Annotated in this window: 20 protein-coding genes; 13 read left to right on the top strand and 7 right to left on the bottom strand. The window is 46.1% G+C overall.

Annotated features, from left to right (window positions below; genetic code table 11):
* Positions 1–19: 19 nt before the first annotated feature.
* From C7R91_RS23075 to C7R91_RS23065, 3 genes are all read left to right on the top strand, one after another.
* Positions 20–1,528 (top strand): fatty acid--CoA ligase family protein, encoded by a 1,509-nt coding sequence (locus C7R91_RS23075; protein ID WP_047067334.1) that lies wholly within the window; start codon positions 20–22, stop codon positions 1,526–1,528.
* A 24-nt stretch (positions 1,529–1,552) separates the two neighbouring features.
* Positions 1,553–2,029, top strand: coding sequence for a GNAT family N-acetyltransferase (locus C7R91_RS23070; protein ID WP_236697788.1), 477 nt, complete (start codon positions 1,553–1,555; stop codon positions 2,027–2,029).
* 179 nt (positions 2,030–2,208) lie between these two features.
* Complete coding sequence (locus C7R91_RS23065; RefSeq protein ID WP_047067332.1) at positions 2,209–2,772, top strand: NAD(P)H-dependent oxidoreductase; 564 nt, start codon at positions 2,209–2,211, stop codon at positions 2,770–2,772.
* 68 nt (positions 2,773–2,840) lie between these two features.
* Here the strand turns inward: C7R91_RS23065 and C7R91_RS23060 are convergent, their stop codons facing one another.
* Complete coding sequence (locus C7R91_RS23060) at positions 2,841–3,206, bottom strand: winged helix-turn-helix transcriptional regulator (RefSeq protein WP_047067331.1); 366 nt, start codon at positions 3,204–3,206, stop codon at positions 2,841–2,843.
* Positions 3,207–3,312: 106 nt separating this feature from the next.
* On the bottom strand, positions 3,313–4,824 hold the full coding sequence (locus C7R91_RS23055) for an MFS transporter (protein WP_047067330.1): 1,512 nt from the start codon (positions 4,822–4,824) through the stop codon (positions 3,313–3,315).
* 199 nt (positions 4,825–5,023) lie between these two features.
* On the opposite strand from C7R91_RS23055, the gene C7R91_RS23050 reads away from it, so the two are divergent.
* Positions 5,024–5,848 (top strand): MerR family transcriptional regulator, encoded by an 825-nt coding sequence (locus C7R91_RS23050; protein ID WP_047067329.1) that lies wholly within the window; start codon positions 5,024–5,026, stop codon positions 5,846–5,848.
* A 27-nt stretch (positions 5,849–5,875) separates the two neighbouring features.
* The gene (locus tag C7R91_RS23045) at positions 5,876–6,895 is read left to right on the top strand and encodes a serine hydrolase domain-containing protein (protein ID WP_047067328.1); all 1,020 of its coding nucleotides are present in this window, start codon (positions 5,876–5,878) and stop codon (positions 6,893–6,895) included.
* Between the two features lie 82 nt (positions 6,896–6,977).
* On the opposite strand, the gene C7R91_RS23040 is transcribed toward C7R91_RS23045, so the two are convergent.
* Complete coding sequence (locus tag C7R91_RS23040) at positions 6,978–7,715, bottom strand: MerR family transcriptional regulator (protein ID WP_047067327.1); 738 nt, start codon at positions 7,713–7,715, stop codon at positions 6,978–6,980.
* On the opposite strand from C7R91_RS23040, the gene C7R91_RS29805 reads away from it, so the two are divergent.
* Positions 7,714–8,127, top strand: coding sequence for a phosphotransferase (locus C7R91_RS29805; RefSeq protein WP_236697787.1), 414 nt, complete (start codon positions 7,714–7,716; stop codon positions 8,125–8,127). The two genes, C7R91_RS23040 and C7R91_RS29805, sit on opposite strands and share 2 nt — an antisense overlap.
* A 96-nt stretch (positions 8,128–8,223) precedes the next feature.
* Here the strand turns inward: C7R91_RS29805 and C7R91_RS23030 are convergent, their stop codons facing one another.
* Together C7R91_RS23030 and C7R91_RS23025 are read right to left on the bottom strand one after the other, a co-directional pair.
* Positions 8,224–9,381, bottom strand: a complete 1,158-nt coding sequence (locus C7R91_RS23030; protein WP_047067325.1) for a GNAT family N-acetyltransferase — start codon at positions 9,379–9,381, stop codon at positions 8,224–8,226.
* Positions 9,382–9,742: 361 nt separating this feature from the next.
* A complete protein-coding gene (locus tag C7R91_RS23025; protein WP_047067324.1) occupies positions 9,743–11,878 on the bottom strand; it encodes a helix-turn-helix domain-containing protein in 2,136 nt (711 codons plus the stop codon).
* 162 nt (positions 11,879–12,040) lie between these two features.
* Between C7R91_RS23025 and C7R91_RS23020 the strand changes: the two genes are divergently transcribed.
* Together C7R91_RS23020 and C7R91_RS23015 are read left to right on the top strand one after the other, a co-directional pair.
* Positions 12,041–13,453, top strand: coding sequence for an aldehyde dehydrogenase family protein (locus C7R91_RS23020; protein ID WP_236697811.1), 1,413 nt, complete (start codon positions 12,041–12,043; stop codon positions 13,451–13,453).
* 26 nt (positions 13,454–13,479) lie between these two features.
* Positions 13,480–14,370, top strand: coding sequence for an NAD(P)-dependent oxidoreductase (locus C7R91_RS23015; RefSeq protein ID WP_047067323.1), 891 nt, complete (start codon positions 13,480–13,482; stop codon positions 14,368–14,370).
* A gap of 90 nt (positions 14,371–14,460) precedes the next feature.
* Here the strand turns inward: C7R91_RS23015 and C7R91_RS23010 are convergent, their stop codons facing one another.
* Both C7R91_RS23010 and C7R91_RS23005 read right to left on the bottom strand, forming a co-directional pair.
* Positions 14,461–15,090 (bottom strand): LysE family translocator, encoded by a 630-nt coding sequence (locus tag C7R91_RS23010; RefSeq protein ID WP_047067321.1) that lies wholly within the window; start codon positions 15,088–15,090, stop codon positions 14,461–14,463.
* Positions 15,091–15,195: 105 nt separating this feature from the next.
* Positions 15,196–16,494 carry a DUF6080 domain-containing protein gene (locus C7R91_RS23005; RefSeq protein WP_047067320.1) on the bottom strand — a complete coding sequence of 433 codons (1,299 nt, stop codon included), beginning with the start codon at positions 16,492–16,494 and terminating at the stop codon, positions 15,196–15,198.
* Positions 16,495–16,698: 204 nt separating this feature from the next.
* Here C7R91_RS23005 and C7R91_RS23000 point away from each other — a divergent pair, with 204 nt between their 5' ends.
* The 5 genes from C7R91_RS23000 to kapB all read left to right on the top strand — a co-directional run bounded on the left by C7R91_RS23000 (position 16,699) and on the right by kapB (position 20,389).
* On the top strand, positions 16,699–17,007 hold the full coding sequence (locus tag C7R91_RS23000; RefSeq protein WP_047068598.1) for a thioredoxin family protein: 309 nt from the start codon (positions 16,699–16,701) through the stop codon (positions 17,005–17,007).
* A gap of 64 nt (positions 17,008–17,071) precedes the next feature.
* Positions 17,072–18,355: a glycoside hydrolase family 18 protein gene (locus C7R91_RS22995; RefSeq protein ID WP_047067319.1), complete on the top strand. Its 1,284-nt coding sequence runs from the start codon at positions 17,072–17,074 to the stop codon at positions 18,353–18,355.
* A 96-nt stretch (positions 18,356–18,451) separates the two neighbouring features.
* A complete protein-coding gene (locus C7R91_RS22990) occupies positions 18,452–18,679 on the top strand; it encodes a hypothetical protein (protein ID WP_041749457.1) in 228 nt (75 codons plus the stop codon).
* An 81-nt stretch (positions 18,680–18,760) separates the two neighbouring features.
* Positions 18,761–19,972 (top strand): serine-tRNA(Ala) deacylase AlaX, encoded by a 1,212-nt coding sequence (locus tag C7R91_RS22985; RefSeq protein WP_047067318.1) that lies wholly within the window; start codon positions 18,761–18,763, stop codon positions 19,970–19,972.
* Between the two features lie 33 nt (positions 19,973–20,005).
* Positions 20,006–20,389, top strand: a complete 384-nt coding sequence (gene kapB / locus C7R91_RS22980) for a kinase-associated lipoprotein KapB (RefSeq protein ID WP_047067317.1) — start codon at positions 20,006–20,008, stop codon at positions 20,387–20,389.
* Positions 20,390–20,418: the final 29 nt, after the last annotated feature.

The raw sequence follows: 20,418 nt of genomic DNA, 5'->3' as shown, positions 1-20,418 counted from the left end.
AAAGGGGGGTAGATGTGTGATGTATCATTTGAATGAAAGCCTCATGCAGAGCGCGAAACAGTTTGCAGAGCGTCCAGCCTTCATCTATATGGGAGAAACGACGACATATGCACAATTCAATCAGCAGGTCGAACATCTCGCAGCAGGACTTGCCCGGCACGGGATTGGAAAAGGGGATGCTGTCGCCCTGCTCATGGATAATCGGCCGCATTTTGTTAGCGCTTACTATGCGATACTTCGTGTAGGAGCTGTTGTTGTTCCTATGAATCCCATCTATACGGCGCGCGAAATTAGCTTCATTCTATCGAACAGTAAAGCAAAGGCAGCTATTGCCTTATCCGCACTGAAGCCGGTACTAACCCCTATGAAGGATCAAATAAAAGATTTGCAGCTTCTCATCTACACGGAATCCATTGAAAATGAAATAACGATCGATCAGCTTGTACAGGAAGGGCAAGAGTCAGAGGCAGGGTATGCGGAGCCGGAACGAAACGAAGATGACCTCGCTGTAATCCTGTACACATCAGGTACGACTGGCCAGCCAAAAGGAGCGATGCTCTCCCACCGCAATATGGCTTCAAATGCGGAAGCGATGGGGATGTTGTTTGAGCTGGTGCCTGAAGATCGTATGGTCGCAGTACTTCCGATGTTTCACGTCTTTTGCATGACGGTGTGCATGAATGGCCCGATTCGTACGGGAGCGGCTATTATCATCGTGCCAAAATTTCATCCGGCAGATGTCCTCCAAACGATTCGTGAGCAAAAAGCCACATGTTTTGCAGGCGTTCCGACCATGTACAACTATCTGCTTCAGCTGCCGACTGCGACAAAAGAAGATTTCTCCTCCATCCGGATATACTGCTCGGGAGGCGCATCCATGCCTGTCGAGCTGCTGCACAAGTTCGAAGCGAAATACGATGCCAAGGTACTGGAGGGCTACGGTTTGTCTGAGGCAGCCCCGGCTACAACATTTAATCCATTGCATGGGACAAGAAAGCCAGGATCGGTTGGAGTCGATATCCCGCTTGTGAAGAACAAGGTCGTCGATCCCGAAGGAAACGAAGTCGCACGTGGCGAAGTGGGCGAGTTGGTGGTACAAGGGCCCAACGTTATGCTGGGGTATCTCGGGTTGCCAGATGATACGGCCGCAGCGCTTCGAGATGGTTGGCTGTATACGGGAGACATGGCGCGTATGGATGAAGAAGGATATGTGTACATCGTTGATCGCAAAAAAGACATGATTCTCGTTGACGGCTATAACGTGTACCCGCGTGAGGTAGAAGAAGTGCTTTACCAGCATCCTGCGATTATCGAGGCGGCTGTGATCGGGATTCCTGACGAGGTGCATGGTGAAGCAGTCAAGGCATTTGTGGCATTGAAGGAAATAGCGGTTTCCCAAGAGGATATCATGGCATTTTGTCGTGACAAGCTGGCGAAATACAAAGTTCCTCGTCAGGTCGAGTTCGTGGCGGAGCTTCCCAAAAACAGTACGGGGAAAATTTTGCGTCGCTCTTTACGCACCTCTTAAACGATCGTATGACGGGATGTGGAGGTGTTTGGATTGCTGCGTTTGATTCATGCAACGGAGGATAATGAATACGAACAAGCACGTGAACTTTTTTGGGAGTATGTAGATTCATTAGGAGTTGATATGAGCTTTCAAAATATTGCGGTCGAATTGCAAAATATACCGGGCGAATACGCACCCCCAGACGGTTGTATTTTGTTGGCGTTAGATAACGAACAGCCAGCAGGATGTGTTGCCTTACGAAAAATAGATGAACAAGTTTGCGAAATGAAGAGATTGTACGTGAAGCCTGAATGGAAGGGAAGGGGAGTAGGGAAAAAATTAGCCTTGGCGATCATGGACGAAGCGAAAATACGAGGCTATTCATTCATCCGATTAGATACGCTTCCTACGATGGAACCAGCGATTCAGCTTTACCGCTCGTTGGGATTCTATCCAATTGAGCCGTATCGTTTCAATCCGATTGAAGGCACGCTGTATATGGAAAAAAAGCTCAAATAAAACATTTTCAAAGGGGCCTCCCAACGATACAAACCTAGGATCTTTAGGGCGTGGGGAGGCTTTTTTCTGTTCTTTACACTCACCTTTATGTAAGTAACTGAACAAAATGTGCATACTTACAAATTTGCAGCCATCATTTTATACTCATAACACAACAAACCTTCAAGGAGGACCCTGCTTTGAAAACTCTTGTAATCGTCACACATCCAAGCATCGAAACATCCGTTATCAATAAGCGATGGGTAGAAGAACTCAAAAAATATCCAGAAAAGTATACCGTACACGAATTGCATAAGGTTTACCCAGATGGAAACATTGATGTGGAAAAAGAACAGCAATTGATTGAATCGCATGGGAATCTGGTTTTACAGTTCCCGGTTTACTGGTTTAATTGTCCCCCTCTTTTGAAAAAATGGCTGGACGATGTTTTTGCATATGGGTGGGCGTACGGTTCAAAGGGAGGCGACAAATTAAAGAATCGCAAAGCTGCATTAGCGGTATCTGCGGGAATTAGGAAAGAGGATTATCAAGAGGAGGGAAGGTATCGGTATACTCTTGAGCAAATATTGACCCCTTTTGAAACAACCTTTCGCTACTGCCACGCGGATTATCGTTCGTTCTTTGCGTATTATGGTACGGAGACCGAGTCAGGGGAAAATGTACCTGGTCAAGAACTTGAGCCGACCGGCAGCGTATTGGATAAGAGCGCGCAAGATTATTTGAAATTCGTTGATAACCTGTAAGAAGCCTCAAAGAAAAAAGAAGTATTTCCGCGTGTGGGAGATACTTCTTTTCCTGTTAGACACAATCGTTATGCCTGCTGCTTTACATCCTCCTGAGGCGGCAAGCTATTTTTCTCTCCCCAGTCGCACATCATATTTAACAAGGGGATGAGAGAAAGACCACGCTCTGTTAAGGAATATTCCACTTTGGGAGGGACTTGGGGAAATTCCTTGCGGATGATCAAGTCATCTGCCTCCAGCTCTTTTAACATTAAGCTCAGCGTTTTAAAAGAAATGGTACCGATACTTCGCTTTAGCTCATTATGCCTCATCACCTTATTTTCAGCTAGCCAATACAAAATGATCATTTTATATTTACCGCCTATTAAAGACAATGTATATCCAAAACCAGTGTCTTTCAGCTCCACACCAGTCGGAACACAGGTTTCACGCATGAAGCACACTCTCCTTTGGGAAGTATGGTTTGTAAATGCATATACTTTACCATACATCATACTGCTATTTTTAGAAAGTGATGCCGAGCAAGAAACCCGTGGACCTTTATGATTCGACACTCTGCTTATGGCGCTCAAGCTTGCCAGGGCCTGCGTATAGTACGGAAAAGAAACCAATAACGGCGAAAATCAACCCCACGATATAACCATGATTGATGGCATTTCCTAGAGAATCACTCAGAAAAGAATGAATACCTGGCTCGATTGTTACAGGCTCACGGATGAGAACTTCAGGGTTTAGCAGATCAGCTGCTTTCTCTAAGGAAATGCCATGTAATGACGCCCCCGTGGATACGATACTTGCATAATTTTGGTTCACAACAGCAGCCGTGATCGAGGCACCGAGTACGCCTCCCATGTTCCGACAAAACCCAACGATCGAGGAAGAAATACCCATATATTTTTTGTCGACCGAATGCACAATCGCGTTTTGTGCAATGCTCATTAACGGCCCGATAGCAGCAAACCCGAACAGAATCATCAAGAGCGTTAAGAACAAGAAGGAAATGCCAGATGAAACGTACATAAGCAAAATTGAACTTACTACACAAGCAAGCATAGAGAACGCCATGAGAGATCGAAAGGAAAATTTTGTTTGCAACATTCCGAATACCACGGCACCTCCCGTCAAAGAGAGCATCAACGGGGTCAAAACACTATTGGAGTTCGGATACCCAAGTACCGCCACAGCGAAAATAGGCAAATAAGTGATGGCAGCAAACATGATGGCGCCTTGAGAAAGACAGGCGATACAAGTCGCGACCACCATACGGTTTTGAAAAATCTGGAACGGAAGGATCGGTTCCTGTGCATGACGTTCTACCATAATAAAAGCGATCCCCACTATTCCAGCCAGTGCAAAAAGCGAGATGATTTGCCACGAAGACCACTCATATGCTTTTCCTCCCCATTCAAGCGCCAGCATGACAGCTACACAAGTGACGATTAGCGTAATGGTACCCAAATAATCAATCTTTGGCTTTGTATGAGAACGGGATTCTTTCAGGGAAAACAGAAGAGTTAAGAGAGACAACAAACCGATCGGAACATTGACATAAAAGCACCAACGCCACCCTAAATAATCAGAGAGCAAGGTCCCGACTTGAGGTCCGGCGATAGATGAGAGCCCAAAGATACCAGCAAACACACCAGAGATTCGTGCCGTGAATTTCGGATCAGAGGATAGTGTAAACAGGATTGTGAAAGTAATCGGAAAGAGAGCTCCTGAACCAATTCCTTGAAGGGCACGGAAAGCAATTAGCTGTTCGATACTTTGGGCAACGCCGCAAAGTGCCGAGCCAATGAGAAAAATAGTAATGCCAAGTAAGTAAAACAACTTGCGTCCAAAAAGATCGGACATTTTCCCGAAGATGAGCATTGTACTGGTCGCGGCTAATACGTACGAAGTGAAAACCCAGCTCATGCTTTCAAAGCCACCGATATCTTTGATAATGTGACTAATGGCTGCCGAGGTGATGGTATTGTCGAGGGAAGACATCAGTAAGCCCAGTGCCATTGCAAGAATAATGAAGTGATTACGTTTTTCAGATTGTGACATAAAAAGCGAACTCCTATCTCTTTTTCTATTCATCTAGCAAACTACGCTATAAGACTATTATTTGTGCTTTCGTTGTCAAGAAATAGGGAAAGTACAATTGCAAATCAAACTTTACAGCGATTTTTTTGCGTTGACTTTGCCCTTAGGGGAAGGGGTATAAGTAGATTATCGATACAGAATGAAGAATGGAGGTGAGCCTGTGCTATCAATCGGAGAATTCTCAAAGATATGCGGAGTGTCAACCAAAACGCTTCGTTATTATGCCGAAATCGGACTAATGAACCCAGACGAGATTAATCCTGAGAATGGCTATCGGTATTATTCTATCAAGCAACTGAAAAAGATGCTCTTCATCAACCGCTTGAAATCGTATCTTTTATCGCTGGATGAAATAAAAGACATCCTGGAATGGGAGGAAGATCAATCGGAAGAGAAGCTTGTTTCGGCGCTTCTTCGTAAGCAAAGGGAAATGTATGAAAAACGAAACGCTTTAGACTATACCATAAAACAGCTGAACGATGATCTTTCGAAAATGGAGCAGGGGATCCCCATGATGGCATACCTTGACAGCATAGAAGTAAAGCTTGTGGAGACTCAGCCAATCCATATTCTTTCGTTACGCAAGATTATGACGAGTGATGATTATGCAACAGGATATTTCAAGTATTTTAGTAAGCTGTATGAAAGGATTGCGACTGAAAAGCTCACCTTGCTCGGTACACCCATGACGATTTATCACAGCCCTGAATTCAATCCTGCCGGAAACGATACCGAGTTTGGTCTCGCGGTCGCGGAGGCTGTAAAGGGAACGAGAAATTTGCCTGGCGGACTTTGTGCAAAGTCTGTATGTAAGGGTCCTTATTCAGAATTGACTGCTGTCTATGCCAGATTGCGGGAATGGGTAGAAAATGAAGGCTATGAATTGGTGAGTTCACCTTACGAAGTCTATGTAACTGCACTCGATCATGCCAACCTTCCTGAGGAGCTTGTTACGGAGGTGTTTTTTCCAGTCAGAAAAAAATGACATTCTCTTGTAGAGGAGGGAATTATCATGAAAAGAAGCGATTTGCCTACTACAGAATGGCCAACAGGAGACCCGGCCCTCTTGAGGATAGATGCTGAAAAACTAGCAGAACTAGACCCAATCATTAAATCTGCGTACAGCAACATAAAAGGGATCGTGATTGTGAGAAATGGTTATCTCGCTCATGAAAGCTACTATCATGGCTATGGACCGAAAGATAGGCACCATGTGGCGTCTGTGACGAAAAGTATTTTATCTGCTCTCATTGGTATTGCCATAGAGGAACGGTTTATCAAAAATGTCGATCAAAAGGTGCTGGATTTTTTCCCAAACTATGCATCCGATCATACTGATACGCAAAAACAAGAAATCACCATACGTCATATCCTCACGATGACAGCTCCCTATCCTTTTGAGGACTGGCAAGAACCCCTCGATAAGATGTGCATGCAGTCCGATTGGGTCAAATATACGCTGGATATGCTCGGGCAAAGGGGAAAGATTGGAACGTTTAAGTATTCGACCGCTGGGGCGCATTTGCTTTCCGCCATCGTTACACGCAGCACAGGAAAAAGTGCCCGAGAATTCGCCAACGAAAGCTTGTTTACACCCATCGGCATGGAAGAAATCCCTGATTATGAAATGAAGGGGTTTGCGTTTGAAGATTTATTTGGGAAAGATGTGAGAGGATGGGTAAAAGATCCAAACAATAACTCCACAGGAGGGTGGGGTCTTACGTTAACTCCCCGTGACATGGCACGTTTTGGTTGGCTCTATCTGAATCGTGGCTGTTGGGACAATCATCAGATCATTCCAGAGGCTTGGATAGATGAATCAACCGAGATGAATCCCAATCAGTACGGGTATCTATGGTGGTTACGTGAAGAGGACGGTGTTTTTGCATACGCTGCACTGGGCGATGGTGGTAATGTTATCTGTTGCCTCCCAGAGAAAAAACTCGTCGTAGCCATTACATCGGGATTCATGCCGAATCCTCGTGATCGATGGACGCTGATCAAGGAGCATATTATCGGGGCGGTAATCTAAGGCATCGAGTAGAGATTGAAACAATGAACCGGGGAGTTGCAGCTCGCCCGGTTTCACTGTTAAACGATCGTTTAACTACACTTTACTTGGAAGCGTAATTTTCGGCAGCAATGCAAATGTAGTAGCTTAATCCCGTTTGCTGTTCTTCCAACATAGCGCGGTGGAACTCATCTGATAGGAAAAATCTTGACTGCTCGGCAAAAGCTCTCGCATCCATTTGATGGTCTTTTTGTAAAAAAGCAAGATGGCTTTCGATCGCAGAAACCACTGTTTCATCGTCGACACTTCTGTTGTCTTTCAGCGCGTCTGCCATAACCGTCATGAAAGCCTTCGCTTCGGCAGCTTTTTCATTCAGGGAAGCCACGTCGAGATTTTCTGTATCCAATTGAAAATCGTACGCTCTCTTCAAATGCTCATTTTGTTGAGTGAATGCCTGCTTCCATTCTTCTTCGTTCAATCCATCAAACATGTTTTCTGTGGACATATTTCCTCGCTTCCTTTCATGTTGAATCGTTTCTTCGAGAGTATTCAAGATGCGCTCCAATCGTAGCTGGCGTGCCTTTAACATCGTTTGCTGTTCACATAAGCAACGCAGTCTGTCTGGTTCGTGATCAAGTGCAGCTTTAATACTGTCCAATGAAAAATCAAGCTCACGATAAAACAAGATTTGTTGTAACCGCTTGAGTTCATTCTCACCGTAATAGCGGTACCCATTTTCTGTAATGATTTCTGGCATCAGTAAACCAATCTTTTGATAATGGTACAGTGTCTTAATTGTGGTACCAGACAGTTTGGCTACATCGTTAACGGTATACAACATGGCGATTCACCTCCTGAGGCTGAGTTTGCGGTCTGACCTTAGGTTGGAGTCAAGCGAAAAAATAGCGTATGATCCTTTTATTGAGTGGGGGGAGCATGTTCGACTCAACCAACTGTCTGACACATGCACGTTTGTCATTGAATCGGGGAGGGATGGGAATTGCTTACTCCGCATTCACGCAAACAAGAATAGAAACCATTATGGAATCATTCACGGCGATCTGTATCAAGGTAACATCATTTTTCACAACGGAGATCCTCGGTCGATTGATTTTGGAAGATGTGGCTTTGGTTACTATCTTTATGATATCGCCCATACTATTTTGGGGTTATACCCTTCACAAAGAGAGCTAGTCATAAAAGGCTATGAGAGCTTGCGGAAACTAGAAGGAGACTGGCTCAAAACTACTTGAATGGCAAGCCATTTCTTTTTCCTTCAACGGCAGAGAAGGAGGGGGAAATTGGTTGAGCTCAGCAAAAAGCCGCCGAAAAAACGGCGGCCGCTTCATTTATTTGAGCGATTCAGCAAGAATTCGAGCAATCTGCTCGCTGTCCTGTTCCCTGTATACAAAATCATGATCATGCGGGTGGTGAATGCTTACCCAGCCGTGCTCGATAGCCTTTTTATAGTAATGCTTTGCCCGGTCCTCTTCACCACTCAGATAGAATAGGCAAGCAGCATTCCAATACAAGGCAGGGTCGCCATTCCAATCCCAGCCTTTATCAAGTGCTTGTGCATAACTCCATGCGGCGCGGGCGTAGTCTTTTTCCACGCCATATTTCAGATCGCCACGCATATAGTGGTTGCCGTTGACAAGGAAATTGTTTAACGGAAGGTTCCATCCGAAAAGAACCGGAAAATCCGCGAGCAGCTCGAAACCGACAGACAAGGCTGTTCGCTGCGAACCTATATTATTTGACCAGCACTGCCATCCCACCCTTTTCATTCCACGTTGTTTGGCGAGTGAGAGAGTCCCCAATGCTGTCTTTCGAGCCCATCCGTTACCCTGATAGTCTTCATCGGTTTCTATACCCAATTCACATTCGTCTTCTACTACCCAATCTGTCATGCACCAACTAATAATGGTCGGCCCCTCATCGGTATCTTGAATCGCGGCGCAACCGAAGCCTTTGTTTTCATAGGCTTCTATGGATGGCCAGTTCTCTTCTATTTCATCGATAACATCCTCAAGACCTACCAATTCTTTCCGCTTCAACAAGGTGCTGTCTATTGGGACAATATGATCGTCAAGAGGAGGGGACAGATCCTGTAAATGGTGCGTAAAGATCATTCGACCGCTTCTCATGGGAAATACATCTTTCATTACGATATCGAGAATGTCATCCCACTTCTCATCCGTAGGATAAAACAGGACGTAGTCAAGCTGTTCATCAGCAGCAAGCTGCGGTAATAGCTCCTCTTTTATCAATGTATTGACTTCTTCAAAAAAGAGGGGATTATCAACACTGCCTCCTAGAAAAATACCTTGAGGACTTGTCAGCAGGGCTGATCTCGCGTCATTTGACAGGAATACTCTACCAGGAATAATACCTGCAATGACCCCTTTGATAGATACATGATGCTTCAACGCTTCAAACAGATTGGTCGCGCTATAGAAGCAATCGGTTGTGAGTTCCGTTCCTTGAACCATTTTTTGAGCAAACATTTCGTTCATTTCCTCCCATAGCATATGAGAGAAGGGATAAAGTTATTGTTTGGAACCTCTCATATGCTTTTCCATTTGTTTTTGCGAATCCAAAACATCATCACTCCTTTACTAGTAGTAGGGCGCGAGTCTCTGGGGTGTTTGGTGCCTGATGCCCCCTTGTTCATTATGGATGATTATCCAAATATTACAAGAGAAAAATTACGTATCAGTTCTTTACAAGATTTACATGGAAAAATGATTTACATAAGATAATTATGGTAAACAAATATTCGAGACACGTAAGCAGTCTTTGCTAACAAAAAAGGCAGCGGTAGTCTAGGACTTTTTCCCGTCCAAAGCTACTCCTGCCTTTTTCGATTTAATTTTCCTGGCGCAAATGACAAGCGAGCTGTAATTTCAGCAAGTCTTCCGGATTTCGTAAATCGATATGAAGAAGCTCCTCAACTTTGCGTAAACGTTGATACAGCGTATTGACGTGAATGTGTAGTTCTTTGGCGGTCAGTTGAGGGGATTGACTGCATTTCATATAAGTTATGATTGTCTGTTCCCATTCCTGATATTTTTCGGGGTCTTGCCAGAAAGGGGCAAAGACATCTTGAATGAATGCATCAATATCGGCCTGGCTCTGATTCAGTATGAGGCGATTGACACCCAGGTCTTTATAGTAAACCACACCAGAACGGCCGCGGTTGGTCAAATAGTGTGCGGCTTTCTTGGCTTCTTCGTAGCTTTTGCTGATTTGCTCAATCCCGCTAGCCATACTTCCCACGCCAATGGATAACGATGCTTCCTTGCCAAGTTCCCACTCATCAGACGCCTGTTGCAGCCTCTCCCTGATGTCCTTTCCATCTCGAGAGCCGAGAGACCGGATGAGAAGCGTGACATGGTTATGGAATCCATATACAAGCATCTGTGTCTTACTGAACTCCCATTTCCAACGGGTAATGAGCCGGTGAATATTTGCTTCTAGCAATGCCAGGTCGTGGCACTGTGTCAGATTGGCATAAATCACGTAGTACTTTGCTTGCGGCTGTAACCCCATCGAACGGGCGCGGTCAAATAATTCATTTCCTTTGCTTGCGAGCAGCTCTTGAAAAAGATCGTGTGCTCGCTTGTACAGCACTGAGCTGATCGATTGCTTTTTCACCAAATCGAGTATGAGCACAGCACTCCCTTGTTCGACCGTCATACGTGCGAGATCAGATAGTCCGCGTTCGTCTAAGGGAATCATGAGACATCCGAGAAAAATGCTCCCATTGATTAGTGGATACAAACAGAACAGTTGATCGACACCAGAAGCGGGAGAGAACAGATTGACGGAAACAGGCTGTCTTCTTTTGTTCAGCAATGTATACAGTTCATCCCAGCTAAAAAATACAGCACTCTTTTCAGGATACATTTTCTGCTCAAGCCAGTCGGCAAAATAAATGGAATGGCCTGTCATTTTGTTGAGGGTTTTTACGATTGATTCCGCCCCTTTGTTTTGCAAGGACAACTGCTTGATGGATTCATGGATATGATTGCGTTGTATCAAATCATCGTGTTTGGCTTGCAGTTGAGCGCTAATGGCAGCCAAATGCTCATACGCTTGCTTGACTTCAGCATAGAGCTCGGCATTTTGCAGGGCGATGGAGGTTTGGTCTGCGAAGCCTTGAAGGAGGTCGAGGTCGTACTCCGTAAATACATTTTCTTGATGAAACTGATGCAGGACCAGCACGCCGATACGCTTTTCATCACGTGATATCGGAACGCATAACAACCCATTCAAGTCTCGTAATGCTTTTGCGTGGTTCAGAGAGTGAAAGTTGTCAGCAGAGATATCCTTCATCGCATGGGTTGTATCTTGGCTAGTTTTGTACATGCGTGGGACTCCGTCTTCGAACACTTTACCCGCGATGGATTCTCCAACTCGCATTTTGAGATCCTTGAACACCGTATCTTGAAAACCGACGGTCGCTTTCGGAATCAATCGGTTAATAGTAGGATCATACAGGTGCAGGAGGCCTGCGTCAGCTGCCGGGATAACAGCCAGTGCATTACCAATGATGCCACGGATGATTTGGTGAACGTCGAGGGTAGCAGATATCGAACGAATCCCTTCAAAAAGCTTCTTGCTTTCCTCCGCTTTGGCTGTCATTTTTTCTTCTGCCAACAACAGACGAATCCCGAACCACAGCAGTTCCCATTGGTCAGCGGTAAGAATAATCGGTTGGTTAGCTTTATGTGCAAGGCAAATAACGGCTTGTCCTTCGTTTTCGTAGAAAAAACGGTACATCTGTTGGGAGGGAAGAGACTCAAATGCATAGCGCATGTGGCTAGCATCATTTTCACAGCCAGGTAATGTCATAGGGGGAATATTCGTGGCAGCGTTTTCATGAAAAGAGGAGAAAACAAGCCGAAAATGTCGATCACGCGAAAATTGGAACCAAATCGAAAAGGGCTGATCGCTAAACCATTCATGCAGCTTTTCAAGCAGGAGCGAAAAAGAATTCATCCACGTGTCCTCCATGTAGAGAAATACACAATAATAGTTGGAAATAAGTGTCTGTATATACATTGTATTCATAATTTTTGCTATATACAATACTCCTATAAGATACGGAAGGTGGGAGACGATTTGACAGCAACCTACAATAACTACATCGCTGGAGCTTGGATGGCGAGCCATACCGGACAAGTTTTTCCAAGCACGAACCCTGCCAATACGAATGAGGTTCTCGGTTATTTTCAAAAATCGGACGGGCTGGATGCACGTTCTGCCATTGAAGCCGCTGCCAATGCTTTTGGTGAATGGTCACAAAAATCGGCTCCCACACGTGGAGAGTTCTTGTTTTCCCTCATTCATTTATTGGAAAAACACAAAGAAGAGCTCGCAGAAACGATCACCCGTGAAGTCGGGAAAACATTGCGGGAAGCAAGAGGCGAGGTTGCCAAGACAATCACTTCTATGAAGCAGTTGACTGGGGAAGCCACTCGCTTGACAGGTCAGACGGTGCCTTCCTTTGATGAACGGGTAATCGGTTACACGGTGCGAGAGCCAATCGGAGTTTTCGCGATCATTGCCCCATGGAATTTTCCGCTGGGGATTGGCTTGTGGAAGATCGTCCCGGCTATCCTCGCAGGCAATACGGTTGTGTTTAAGCCAGCGAGCAACACCTCCTTGATTAGCGTAAAGCTGGTAGAGCTGCTGATTGAAAGCGGCGTTCCGAGTGGCGTAGTGAATTTGGTAACAGGACCGGGTGCGGTAATCGGGGAAGAATTAGCGAATCATCCAATGGTCAAAGGGATTTCATTTACGGGTTCTTCTAAAGTGGGACTTGCTTTGGGGAGAGCAGTTGGAGCCAGAGGAGGTAAGATTCAGGCGGAGATGGGCGGGAAAAATCCGGCGATCATACTCGCGGACGCTGATATCGATCTTGCTATCGATTCCATTGTACTGAGTGGATTCTTCGATAATGGCCAACGTTGTACGGGGACCAGTCGCGTATTGGTTGTTCCCGAAGTAGCCGAACAAGTAAAAGCAAAACTGATCGAGCGGGCGAAGGGCTTGAAAGTCGGGAATGGTTTCGATCCAGACAATCATAACGGTCCAGTAGTGGACGAGCATCAGCTCAATTTGTATCTTCACTATGTGCAAAAGGGGATTGAAGAAGGCGGCGTACTGGAATGCGGGGGGAAGCGCCTTGTAGAAGGCGATCTCGCAAAGGGCTACTTCGTTGCTCCGACAGTGTTTACCGGCATAACGCAGGAGATGACGATTGCCAACGAAGAAATTTTTGGCCCTGTAATCGCCGTAATTGATGTGGATTCTTTCGAACATGCTATGCAAGTGGCGAACCAAGTGGAATTCGGCTTGTCTTCCACGATTTTTACAAACGATTTGCAAAAAGCTTTCCAATTTGTCAAAGGCATTCAGTCAGGTGTCACACATGTCAATATGCCGTCGACTCATTTTGAATCACAGTTTCCGTTTGGTGGCAAAAAGATATCTGGATTGGGTCCGAGAGAGCAAGGGGAGTCAGCGCTCGATTTTTACGTCGAGACAAAAACGGTTTATATTCGACCATAAGTATAGGGAAAGCAGGAGGAGCGAAGATGGAAGCGATTGGTGTAATCGGCATTGGTGCAATGGGTAAAGGGATGGTCTGCAATCTGTTGCAAAAAGGCTACCACGTGTATGCCTACGATCCTAGTCCAGCAGCAAAAGCCTGGGCGAAGGAAAGAGGAGCGATAGTCGTCGAGTCTCCACAGGCAGTGGGTAGCGTAGCACGTGTCGTTTTCACTTCGCTTCCAGGACCTGCGATTGTTGAGGAAGTCATGCTGGGGGCGGACGGACTTTTCTTATCATTAGGGGCTGGCAGCTTCGTATTTGATACGAGTACGATCGATCCTGCTACAGCAAAACGACTGAATCAATGCGGCGTAGAAAAAGGGATCTACTACTATGATTGTCCGGTGAGTGGGGGACCTGCGGGTTCTGCGGCCGGAACGTTGACCATTATGGTCGGCGGTGATGAGGCCAAGCTTCCGGAAATCATGGACTATCTCAGGGCAATTGGGAAGGAAGTTTTTTATCTGGGGGAATCCGGCTCTGCACAAGTGGCGAAGCTTTGTCACAATTCTGTTGTTGCAGTCATTACAGCAGCGTTGGGCGAGGCGTTCAGTGTCGGGGCAAAAGCAGGTGTCGATCCACACAAGCTGGCAGCCGTCATGGACAAGGGCTCGGCCCACAATCGTGTGCTCTCTGTATTTGGGCCTAACATCTTGTATGGTACGTATGAAAATACGGTCTTTTCTTTAGATCATATGCACAAAGATTTGCAGCTCTATGCGCAAACCGCACGTGAACAGCAAGTGCCTGTTCTCGTTGGAGGCACGGTTGCGCAAATGTATGAGGCAGCGAAAGCACAAGGCAAAGGTAGCTGGGATTCGAGTGCGGTTTGTACCGTAACGGAGGAGCTGGCTCATACAACGATTGCGCGTTAAGCGATCCATGTAAAAGAGAAAGTAGACTACAGCAATTTTGCTTGTAGTCTACTTTTTTTGTAGGCTGCTGTTCAATGAAAGCATGTTTTACTATCTGCGATCAAAAGCAAGGCTCGCAGCGAGACCTGTCAAGACACTTGCCATTAGCCAACGCTGCACCCGCAGCCAGGTTGGGCGTGTACCAAACCACACAGCAACTCTGCTTGCTACAAGAACAATAAGCAGGTTAACGGTAAAGCTGACGGCAATTTGTGTAAGACCCAAAGTAGCACTTTGCACGAGCACCGATCCCCGCGCAGGATCTACAAACTGAGGCAAAAGTGAAACATACAAAATAGCAATTTTGGGATTCAATAGATTTGTCATCAATCCCATCAGAAATAACTTTTTCGATGGTTCAATAGAAAGAGTATCAGGCTTGAGAATGGAAGCAGCACCCGGTTTGACCGCATTCCAAGCGAGCCAGAGCAGGTAGACAGCTCCGACCCACTTGACGAATTCGTAAACAAACGGAACCGTTACGAAAAGAGCTGAGAGACCAAGCATGGTTGCGATCATGTAAATCACGAATCCCAGTATGACACCAAGAAGTGAGATGACTCCAGCTCTGCGGCCTTGTGAAATCGTTCGGGAAATGAGGTAAATCATGTTAGGGCCAGGAGAACAAACCATGCCAAGCGAAACAAATAGAAAGGCAATAAAAGTACCAAAGCTCACCAATTTACATAACCTCTTTCCGTAGTTCATCAAAGTTAGAAACGATTATATATATCACGTCCAGTTTTGATAGCATTTTTTCATGAACAGCTTCTCGGCACCAGACATTTACTCACTCGCTTTATTCATTTGTGCATAAGACCGTTCAATCACATACATAGCTTCATAGTGCTTCACGACATTGTTGCCCAACGTCACAAAGACGAACAATAGGATGATACCAAGCAATGCCTTCTTTACTTTCACATGGCGCAGGTGCATGATGAACCGTGCGGTGAGCAGGAAGAAGGCGAAGAAGTAATGTCCAGCATACAAGTACAAATCGTACGTAAATGTGGCCAGACCGAATCCTATTACAATGTGCAGCACGAAAGCAAACCCGATGTAGGCGGCGAGCGACCAGGCTTCTTGCGTGCGAATCCCTTTGATGAAACCGAGTACAGCCAAAGTGATCAGCGTCAAACCGATGACATGCACATACCATGGATAAGGTAACGTGAGGTTCGTAGCGAATGCGACCATCCCCGGTTTTGGATCAATGAGCGCAATGTCTGGGGTCAATACAGGACTGATAACGAGCATATAAAGAGCCTTCCAATGCTCACTGAACGAGAACGGAGCCGTGTAGATGAACCCTCCGGCATGAATTGATTTGTACCAGGTAGAAAACCAGGATTGCCCGAACATCACATGCTGCAAAATCGTGAAGCTAAGAACAAATAAGAGAAATACGAACGCGATTCGCACCAGCTTCATAAAAATGCTCTTACTTTCTTTGTGAAACAGATTGACGGCCAAAACGCTCATAAATGGAATGATGTTCGTTGAGGTGACACCAAAGTTGACGAGGGCGAATGAAGCGTTCGGCCACACAGCCAATTTCTTTTCCGCCCGGCTGTACTGGGTATAAAGTACCGACAATAGAATGACGAATTGCGCGTACGGATACGAATCGGGAATCATTGCCGTGAAAATTTGATAAGAGGCCGTCCCGAAAAATACCGCAAAAAGCAAGGGGGTATAGAAGCTTTTGCATCCCTTGCACAGGTAGTAGTAAACCATAACAACGCCGAGCGCGTTCATGATCGATTGAACCACCGCAAAGAAGAAGTTTTCTGTGAAAAATTTCGATAAATAAGCCAAAGGTAAAGAAATCAAATTTAGAAATGGATGGATCACCGTCGGGTTGTTCGAGCTATAGTACAGCGTCGGGTCAAAATTAAACAGATTAAGCGTAAACGGAACGCCGTAAAAAGGGCTGATTGGGGCAAGAACAGCGATGTTTTGATTCATATAAGTGAGAAAAGGCACATTCATCCATAAATAAAACAAGAAAAAACTGGAAAATAAGAGAAACGCTCTGACATTATCTTTTCGATCATGAAACAAATAGCTGAAAAAACGCATACCGATCCACCATTCAAAGTAGTATTGAGATTAACTTAACGAATTTTAGCTATATTATACAAAAATATATGAATTCTGCACCAAAATTTTACATTCAATTGGCTATCCATTTTTACGAAGCCAGTGCATCACGCTGTTGACATCCACAAACAGTGGGTCTAGCATGAATGATCATGTCCGATGAGATAGAAGGGAGTGAACGACTTGCAAGAACTAACCTCAACAGAACTGATCCAATACCTGCAAGAAAAGGAGTCGGTCGCTCTTTTTGTCTATACACCGATGTGTGGGACATGCAAGCTCGCAGCACGTATGCTCGGCATCATGCAAGAAACGTTGCCTACTGTTCCGCTGTATCAGATCAACATAAATACGGCCCCTGCATTGGCAGAACAATGGCAAGTGACCAGTGTACCCGCCTTGCTTATTTTTCGACGAACCGAATTGTTAGAACGGTATTATGCCATCCAGTCCGTTGGATTTTTATACGATGTATTGAAACCTTTGGCCTAGACATACACCCATTCCCTTCGCCATGAATATGACAAAGAGAGAAGAAATGCGAAGGAGGGGGCGTATGCAAATCCACGTGGTGGAAGAAGGACAAACCTTAGCGAGCATCGCCGAGACTTATGGAACCACACCTGAGGCGATAACTGAGGCAAATGAACTGCCTGATCCTAATAAGCTGGTAACTGGACAGGCGATGGTGATTCCGATTGTGGGAAGCTACTATTGGGTTAAGCAAGGAGATACGTTGTATACCATCGGTCAGCGCAACCAGATCAGCGCGGCAGAGCTCGCACGCATCAATAGGATTCCGCAATATAGACCACTTGAAGTCGGGCAACGCCTTTACATCCCGCCCCGTCCGCGGCGAGCAGCAGATTTCAATGCTTATGTGGAACCGAGACGCACCGTTACACCAGCTTTGGAAGCAGATGTTCGCACGGCTGCACCGCATCTGACGTATTTGGCCCCGTTCAGCTTTCGTATTAGACGGGATGGTACACTCGTGCGCCCGACAATGAACAATTTTCCGCAAATTGCAAAAGAAAACCAGGTCCTGCTCATGATGGTCATTACGAATCTGGAAAGAGAGCAGTTCAGCACGGAATTAGGCGAGCTCATCCTCAACAATCAGGAGCTTCAGAATACCTTGTTGAACAATATCCTTCAGACTGCACGAGAGTTGGGAATGGGAGATATTCATTTTGACTTGGAAGCATTACCCACAACTGGTGCAGAAGCGTATGCCAACTTCTTGCGAAAAGCGAGAGACCGTATCCATGCTGCAGGACTGATGATGTCTGTTGCGCTGGCACCGAAGACAAGTGCCGAGCAGGCAGGCAAATGGTATACCGCCCATGATTACAAGGCGATCGGTGCTATTGCCGATTTTGTCGTGATCATGACATATGAATGGGGCTATAGTGGCGGTCCTCCTATGGCAGTTTCCCCGATTGGTCCGGTACGACGTGTCTTGCAGTATGCGATTACCGAGATGCCTGCTGATAAAATTTTGATGGGTCAAAATCTGTACGGATACGACTGGACCTTACCGTACGAGCGAGGGACGACAGCTCGTGCATTGAGTCCACAGGCAGCGATTGCACTGGCTTCCCGGCATAATGCCGTCATCCGGTATGACTATCGGGCGCAGGCTCCGTTTTTTACGTACACCGATGATCAAGGCAGGCAACATCAGGTGTGGTTTGAGGATGCGCGGTCGATCCAAGCCAAGTTCAATCTGGTTAAACAGCTCGGTTTGAGAGGCGTCAGCTACTGGAAACTCGGTTTGCCATTTCCGCAAAATTGGCTGCTGATCGAGGGGAACTTTCGCGTCCGCAAGCGTGCATAGTCATCTGGCGTACATTCCATGGCGGATTGTACGCCTTTTTTTCGAATGAAAAATCATGGTATGATGAAGAGGACAGGAAGGAAAAGGGGAGAAATCATGGGAGAATGCAAATTGGATCACAGCCATGAGGACGTACTCAAAAAATTGGCAGAACAAGCTCCACATCTGTCGGAGTTGCGTGTGAGTCAATTCAAAAATCAGTTGAATGGCGAACTCAGCCAAGAGCGTCTAAACGAGCTGTTTCATTTATTGAAAAAGTATGACCTGGCAAGCCCAGAGGAGCGCCAAGAGCGCGAAAAACAAATGGATCATTTGTTTGGCTAAGCTTTATACATACATTTTTCGCTTTACCCCTATAAGGGAGAAACAGGCTGGAACCATGTTTCCATGCAGCGAGGAGTAAAGATGGACGACAGACTCTATTATCAGGATGCCTATACAAGAACGTTCTCGGCTCAGGTGACGAAGACTGGTGTCGAGCAAGATGGGACACCTTACGCAGTACTGAATCAAACGGCTTTTTACCCTCCCGGAGGCGGACAGCCTTCTGATCTGGGCGTATTGGAAGAGATTCGTGTGGTAGATGTGGAAGAGGTAGATGGTGAAATTCGACATCGACTGGAAGCACCCTTGTCCGAAAGCATAGGGGAAGTAACGGGTCACATCGATTGGGACCGTCGTTTTGATCACATGCAGCAGCATGCTGGTCAACATATTTTATCCGCGTCCTTCCTGGAAGTCGTGCAAGCGGAGACCGTCGCCTTTCACTTGGGCAAAGAACGTGTCACTATTGATGTACGACTGGATGAGTTGACTGCAGATGTATGGGAGAAGGTAGAAAAGCGAGCGAATCAGATTGTTCTGGAAAACCACCCTATCATTGCGCGGTTCGTTGATGACGAGGAATTGGCAACGCTGCCCTTGAAAAAACAGCCGACCGTTACCGAAAATATTCGCGTCGTGATGATACCTGATTTTGATTACAACCCATGTGGAGGAACACATCCAGCGCGTACGGGCGAAGTTGGGATGATCAAGATCTTGGGCTGGGAGCGACATCGCGGGAACATTCGTCTTGAATTCATCTGTGGCTGGCGAGCTTTGCGGGACTACAACCAAAAGCAAGCTGTCGTTCGTGATACGGCGAAGCTGCTCGCTACCAATGAAGGGGAACTGATCGCGCAGACGGAACGCCTCCTTGCAGAACGCGACACCTTGAAGGCAAAATTGGCAGAAGTGGATAAGCAGCTCTTGGAAGTGGAAGTCAATCAACAACTCGCTGCTGCTAGCCAACTCGGTCATTCTCGCCTCATTATGTGTACCTTCACAGACAAAACCATTCAACAGCTTCAGCAGTTCGCACAGCTCGCTACTGCTCTGGCGCCAGATGCGATTTGCCTCTTGGCTGCTACTACCGATGACAAAGTGCAAGTCGTGTTTGCTCGTGGACAAGAAGTCAACGTAGCCATCAATCAAGTGTTGAAAGAAACCTTGCCAGTCATCAATGGAAAAGGTGGAGGAAATCCAGCGATGGCACAGGGTGGCGGTCAGTCAATCGTGGATGCGGAAGAAGTATTGCTGCATGCACGCAAACTGTTGGAAGCCTCGCTGATGTAAATGCATTCGATTCAATAAAAGGAGGAAACCGCGATGAACTGGAATCCGGGAGATATCGTTCGCGTTTCGCAGCGAACTGGTGAATATATTGCAGAAGTATTGGAAATCCACGATTCGAAGTTGCTGGTAAAGGTGTTGGCAGTTACCAAATACCCGACGCAAGGCGATTTGCATTCTTCCTACGAAGTAGATGTGCCGCTGTTTCACCAGCGTCCTGCACTGTCTTATATGGAAAAATTCATGACACCTGTCCAGGGGGTCATTCGCTATAATGGAGCGATTCCAGACTACAAGGAATCTGTGCGTCAGGCGATGGAGAGAGAAATGGAAAAGCTTGCGAAAATGGCAGCTTGGGCAGAGCGCTGTCTCGTTGAGCTGGAAAAGATGCATAAGGAAGCCTTTACAAACACGAAATAGAGTGGTACTGTAATACTCGAATGTACGAC

This window comes from Brevibacillus formosus (assembly GCF_003013405.1).
GTDB classification, from domain to species: Bacteria; Bacillota; Bacilli; order Brevibacillales; family Brevibacillaceae; genus Brevibacillus; species Brevibacillus formosus.
The sequence above is the reverse complement of the archived record's forward strand: the minus strand, read 5'-3'. Positions and strand labels throughout refer to the sequence as shown.

Bases quoted from the DNA above. Each gene is read 5' to 3' on its own strand.
- C7R91_RS23030 (WP_047067325.1), bottom strand. From the start codon at position 9,381: ATGTTTGCTCAAAAAATGGTTCAAGGAACGGAACTCACAACCGATTGC.
- C7R91_RS23075 (WP_047067334.1), top strand. From the start codon at position 20: ATGTATCATTTGAATGAAAGCCTCATGCAGAGCGCGAAACAGTTTGCA.
- C7R91_RS23040 (WP_047067327.1), bottom strand. From the start codon at position 7,715: ATGTTGTATACCGTTAACGATGTAGCCAAACTGTCTGGTACCACAATT.
- C7R91_RS23055 (WP_047067330.1), bottom strand. From the start codon at position 4,824: ATGTCACAATCTGAAAAACGTAATCACTTCATTATTCTTGCAATGGCA.
- C7R91_RS23045 (WP_047067328.1), top strand. From the start codon at position 5,876: ATGAAAAGAAGCGATTTGCCTACTACAGAATGGCCAACAGGAGACCCG.
- C7R91_RS29805 (WP_236697787.1), top strand. From the start codon at position 7,714: ATGGCGATTCACCTCCTGAGGCTGAGTTTGCGGTCTGACCTTAGGTTG.
- C7R91_RS23005 (WP_047067320.1), bottom strand. From the start codon at position 16,494: ATGCGTTTTTTCAGCTATTTGTTTCATGATCGAAAAGATAATGTCAGA.
- C7R91_RS23020 (WP_236697811.1), top strand. From the start codon at position 12,041: ATGGCGAGCCATACCGGACAAGTTTTTCCAAGCACGAACCCTGCCAAT.
- C7R91_RS23015 (WP_047067323.1), top strand. From the start codon at position 13,480: ATGGAAGCGATTGGTGTAATCGGCATTGGTGCAATGGGTAAAGGGATG.
- C7R91_RS22990 (WP_041749457.1), top strand. From the start codon at position 18,452: ATGGGAGAATGCAAATTGGATCACAGCCATGAGGACGTACTCAAAAAA.
- C7R91_RS23060 (WP_047067331.1), bottom strand. From the start codon at position 3,206: ATGCGTGAAACCTGTGTTCCGACTGGTGTGGAGCTGAAAGACACTGGT.
- C7R91_RS23025 (WP_047067324.1), bottom strand. From the start codon at position 11,878: ATGAATTCTTTTTCGCTCCTGCTTGAAAAGCTGCATGAATGGTTTAGC.
- kapB (WP_047067317.1), top strand. From the start codon at position 20,006: ATGAACTGGAATCCGGGAGATATCGTTCGCGTTTCGCAGCGAACTGGT.
- C7R91_RS22985 (WP_047067318.1), top strand. From the start codon at position 18,761: ATGGACGACAGACTCTATTATCAGGATGCCTATACAAGAACGTTCTCG.
- C7R91_RS22995 (WP_047067319.1), top strand. From the start codon at position 17,072: ATGCAAATCCACGTGGTGGAAGAAGGACAAACCTTAGCGAGCATCGCC.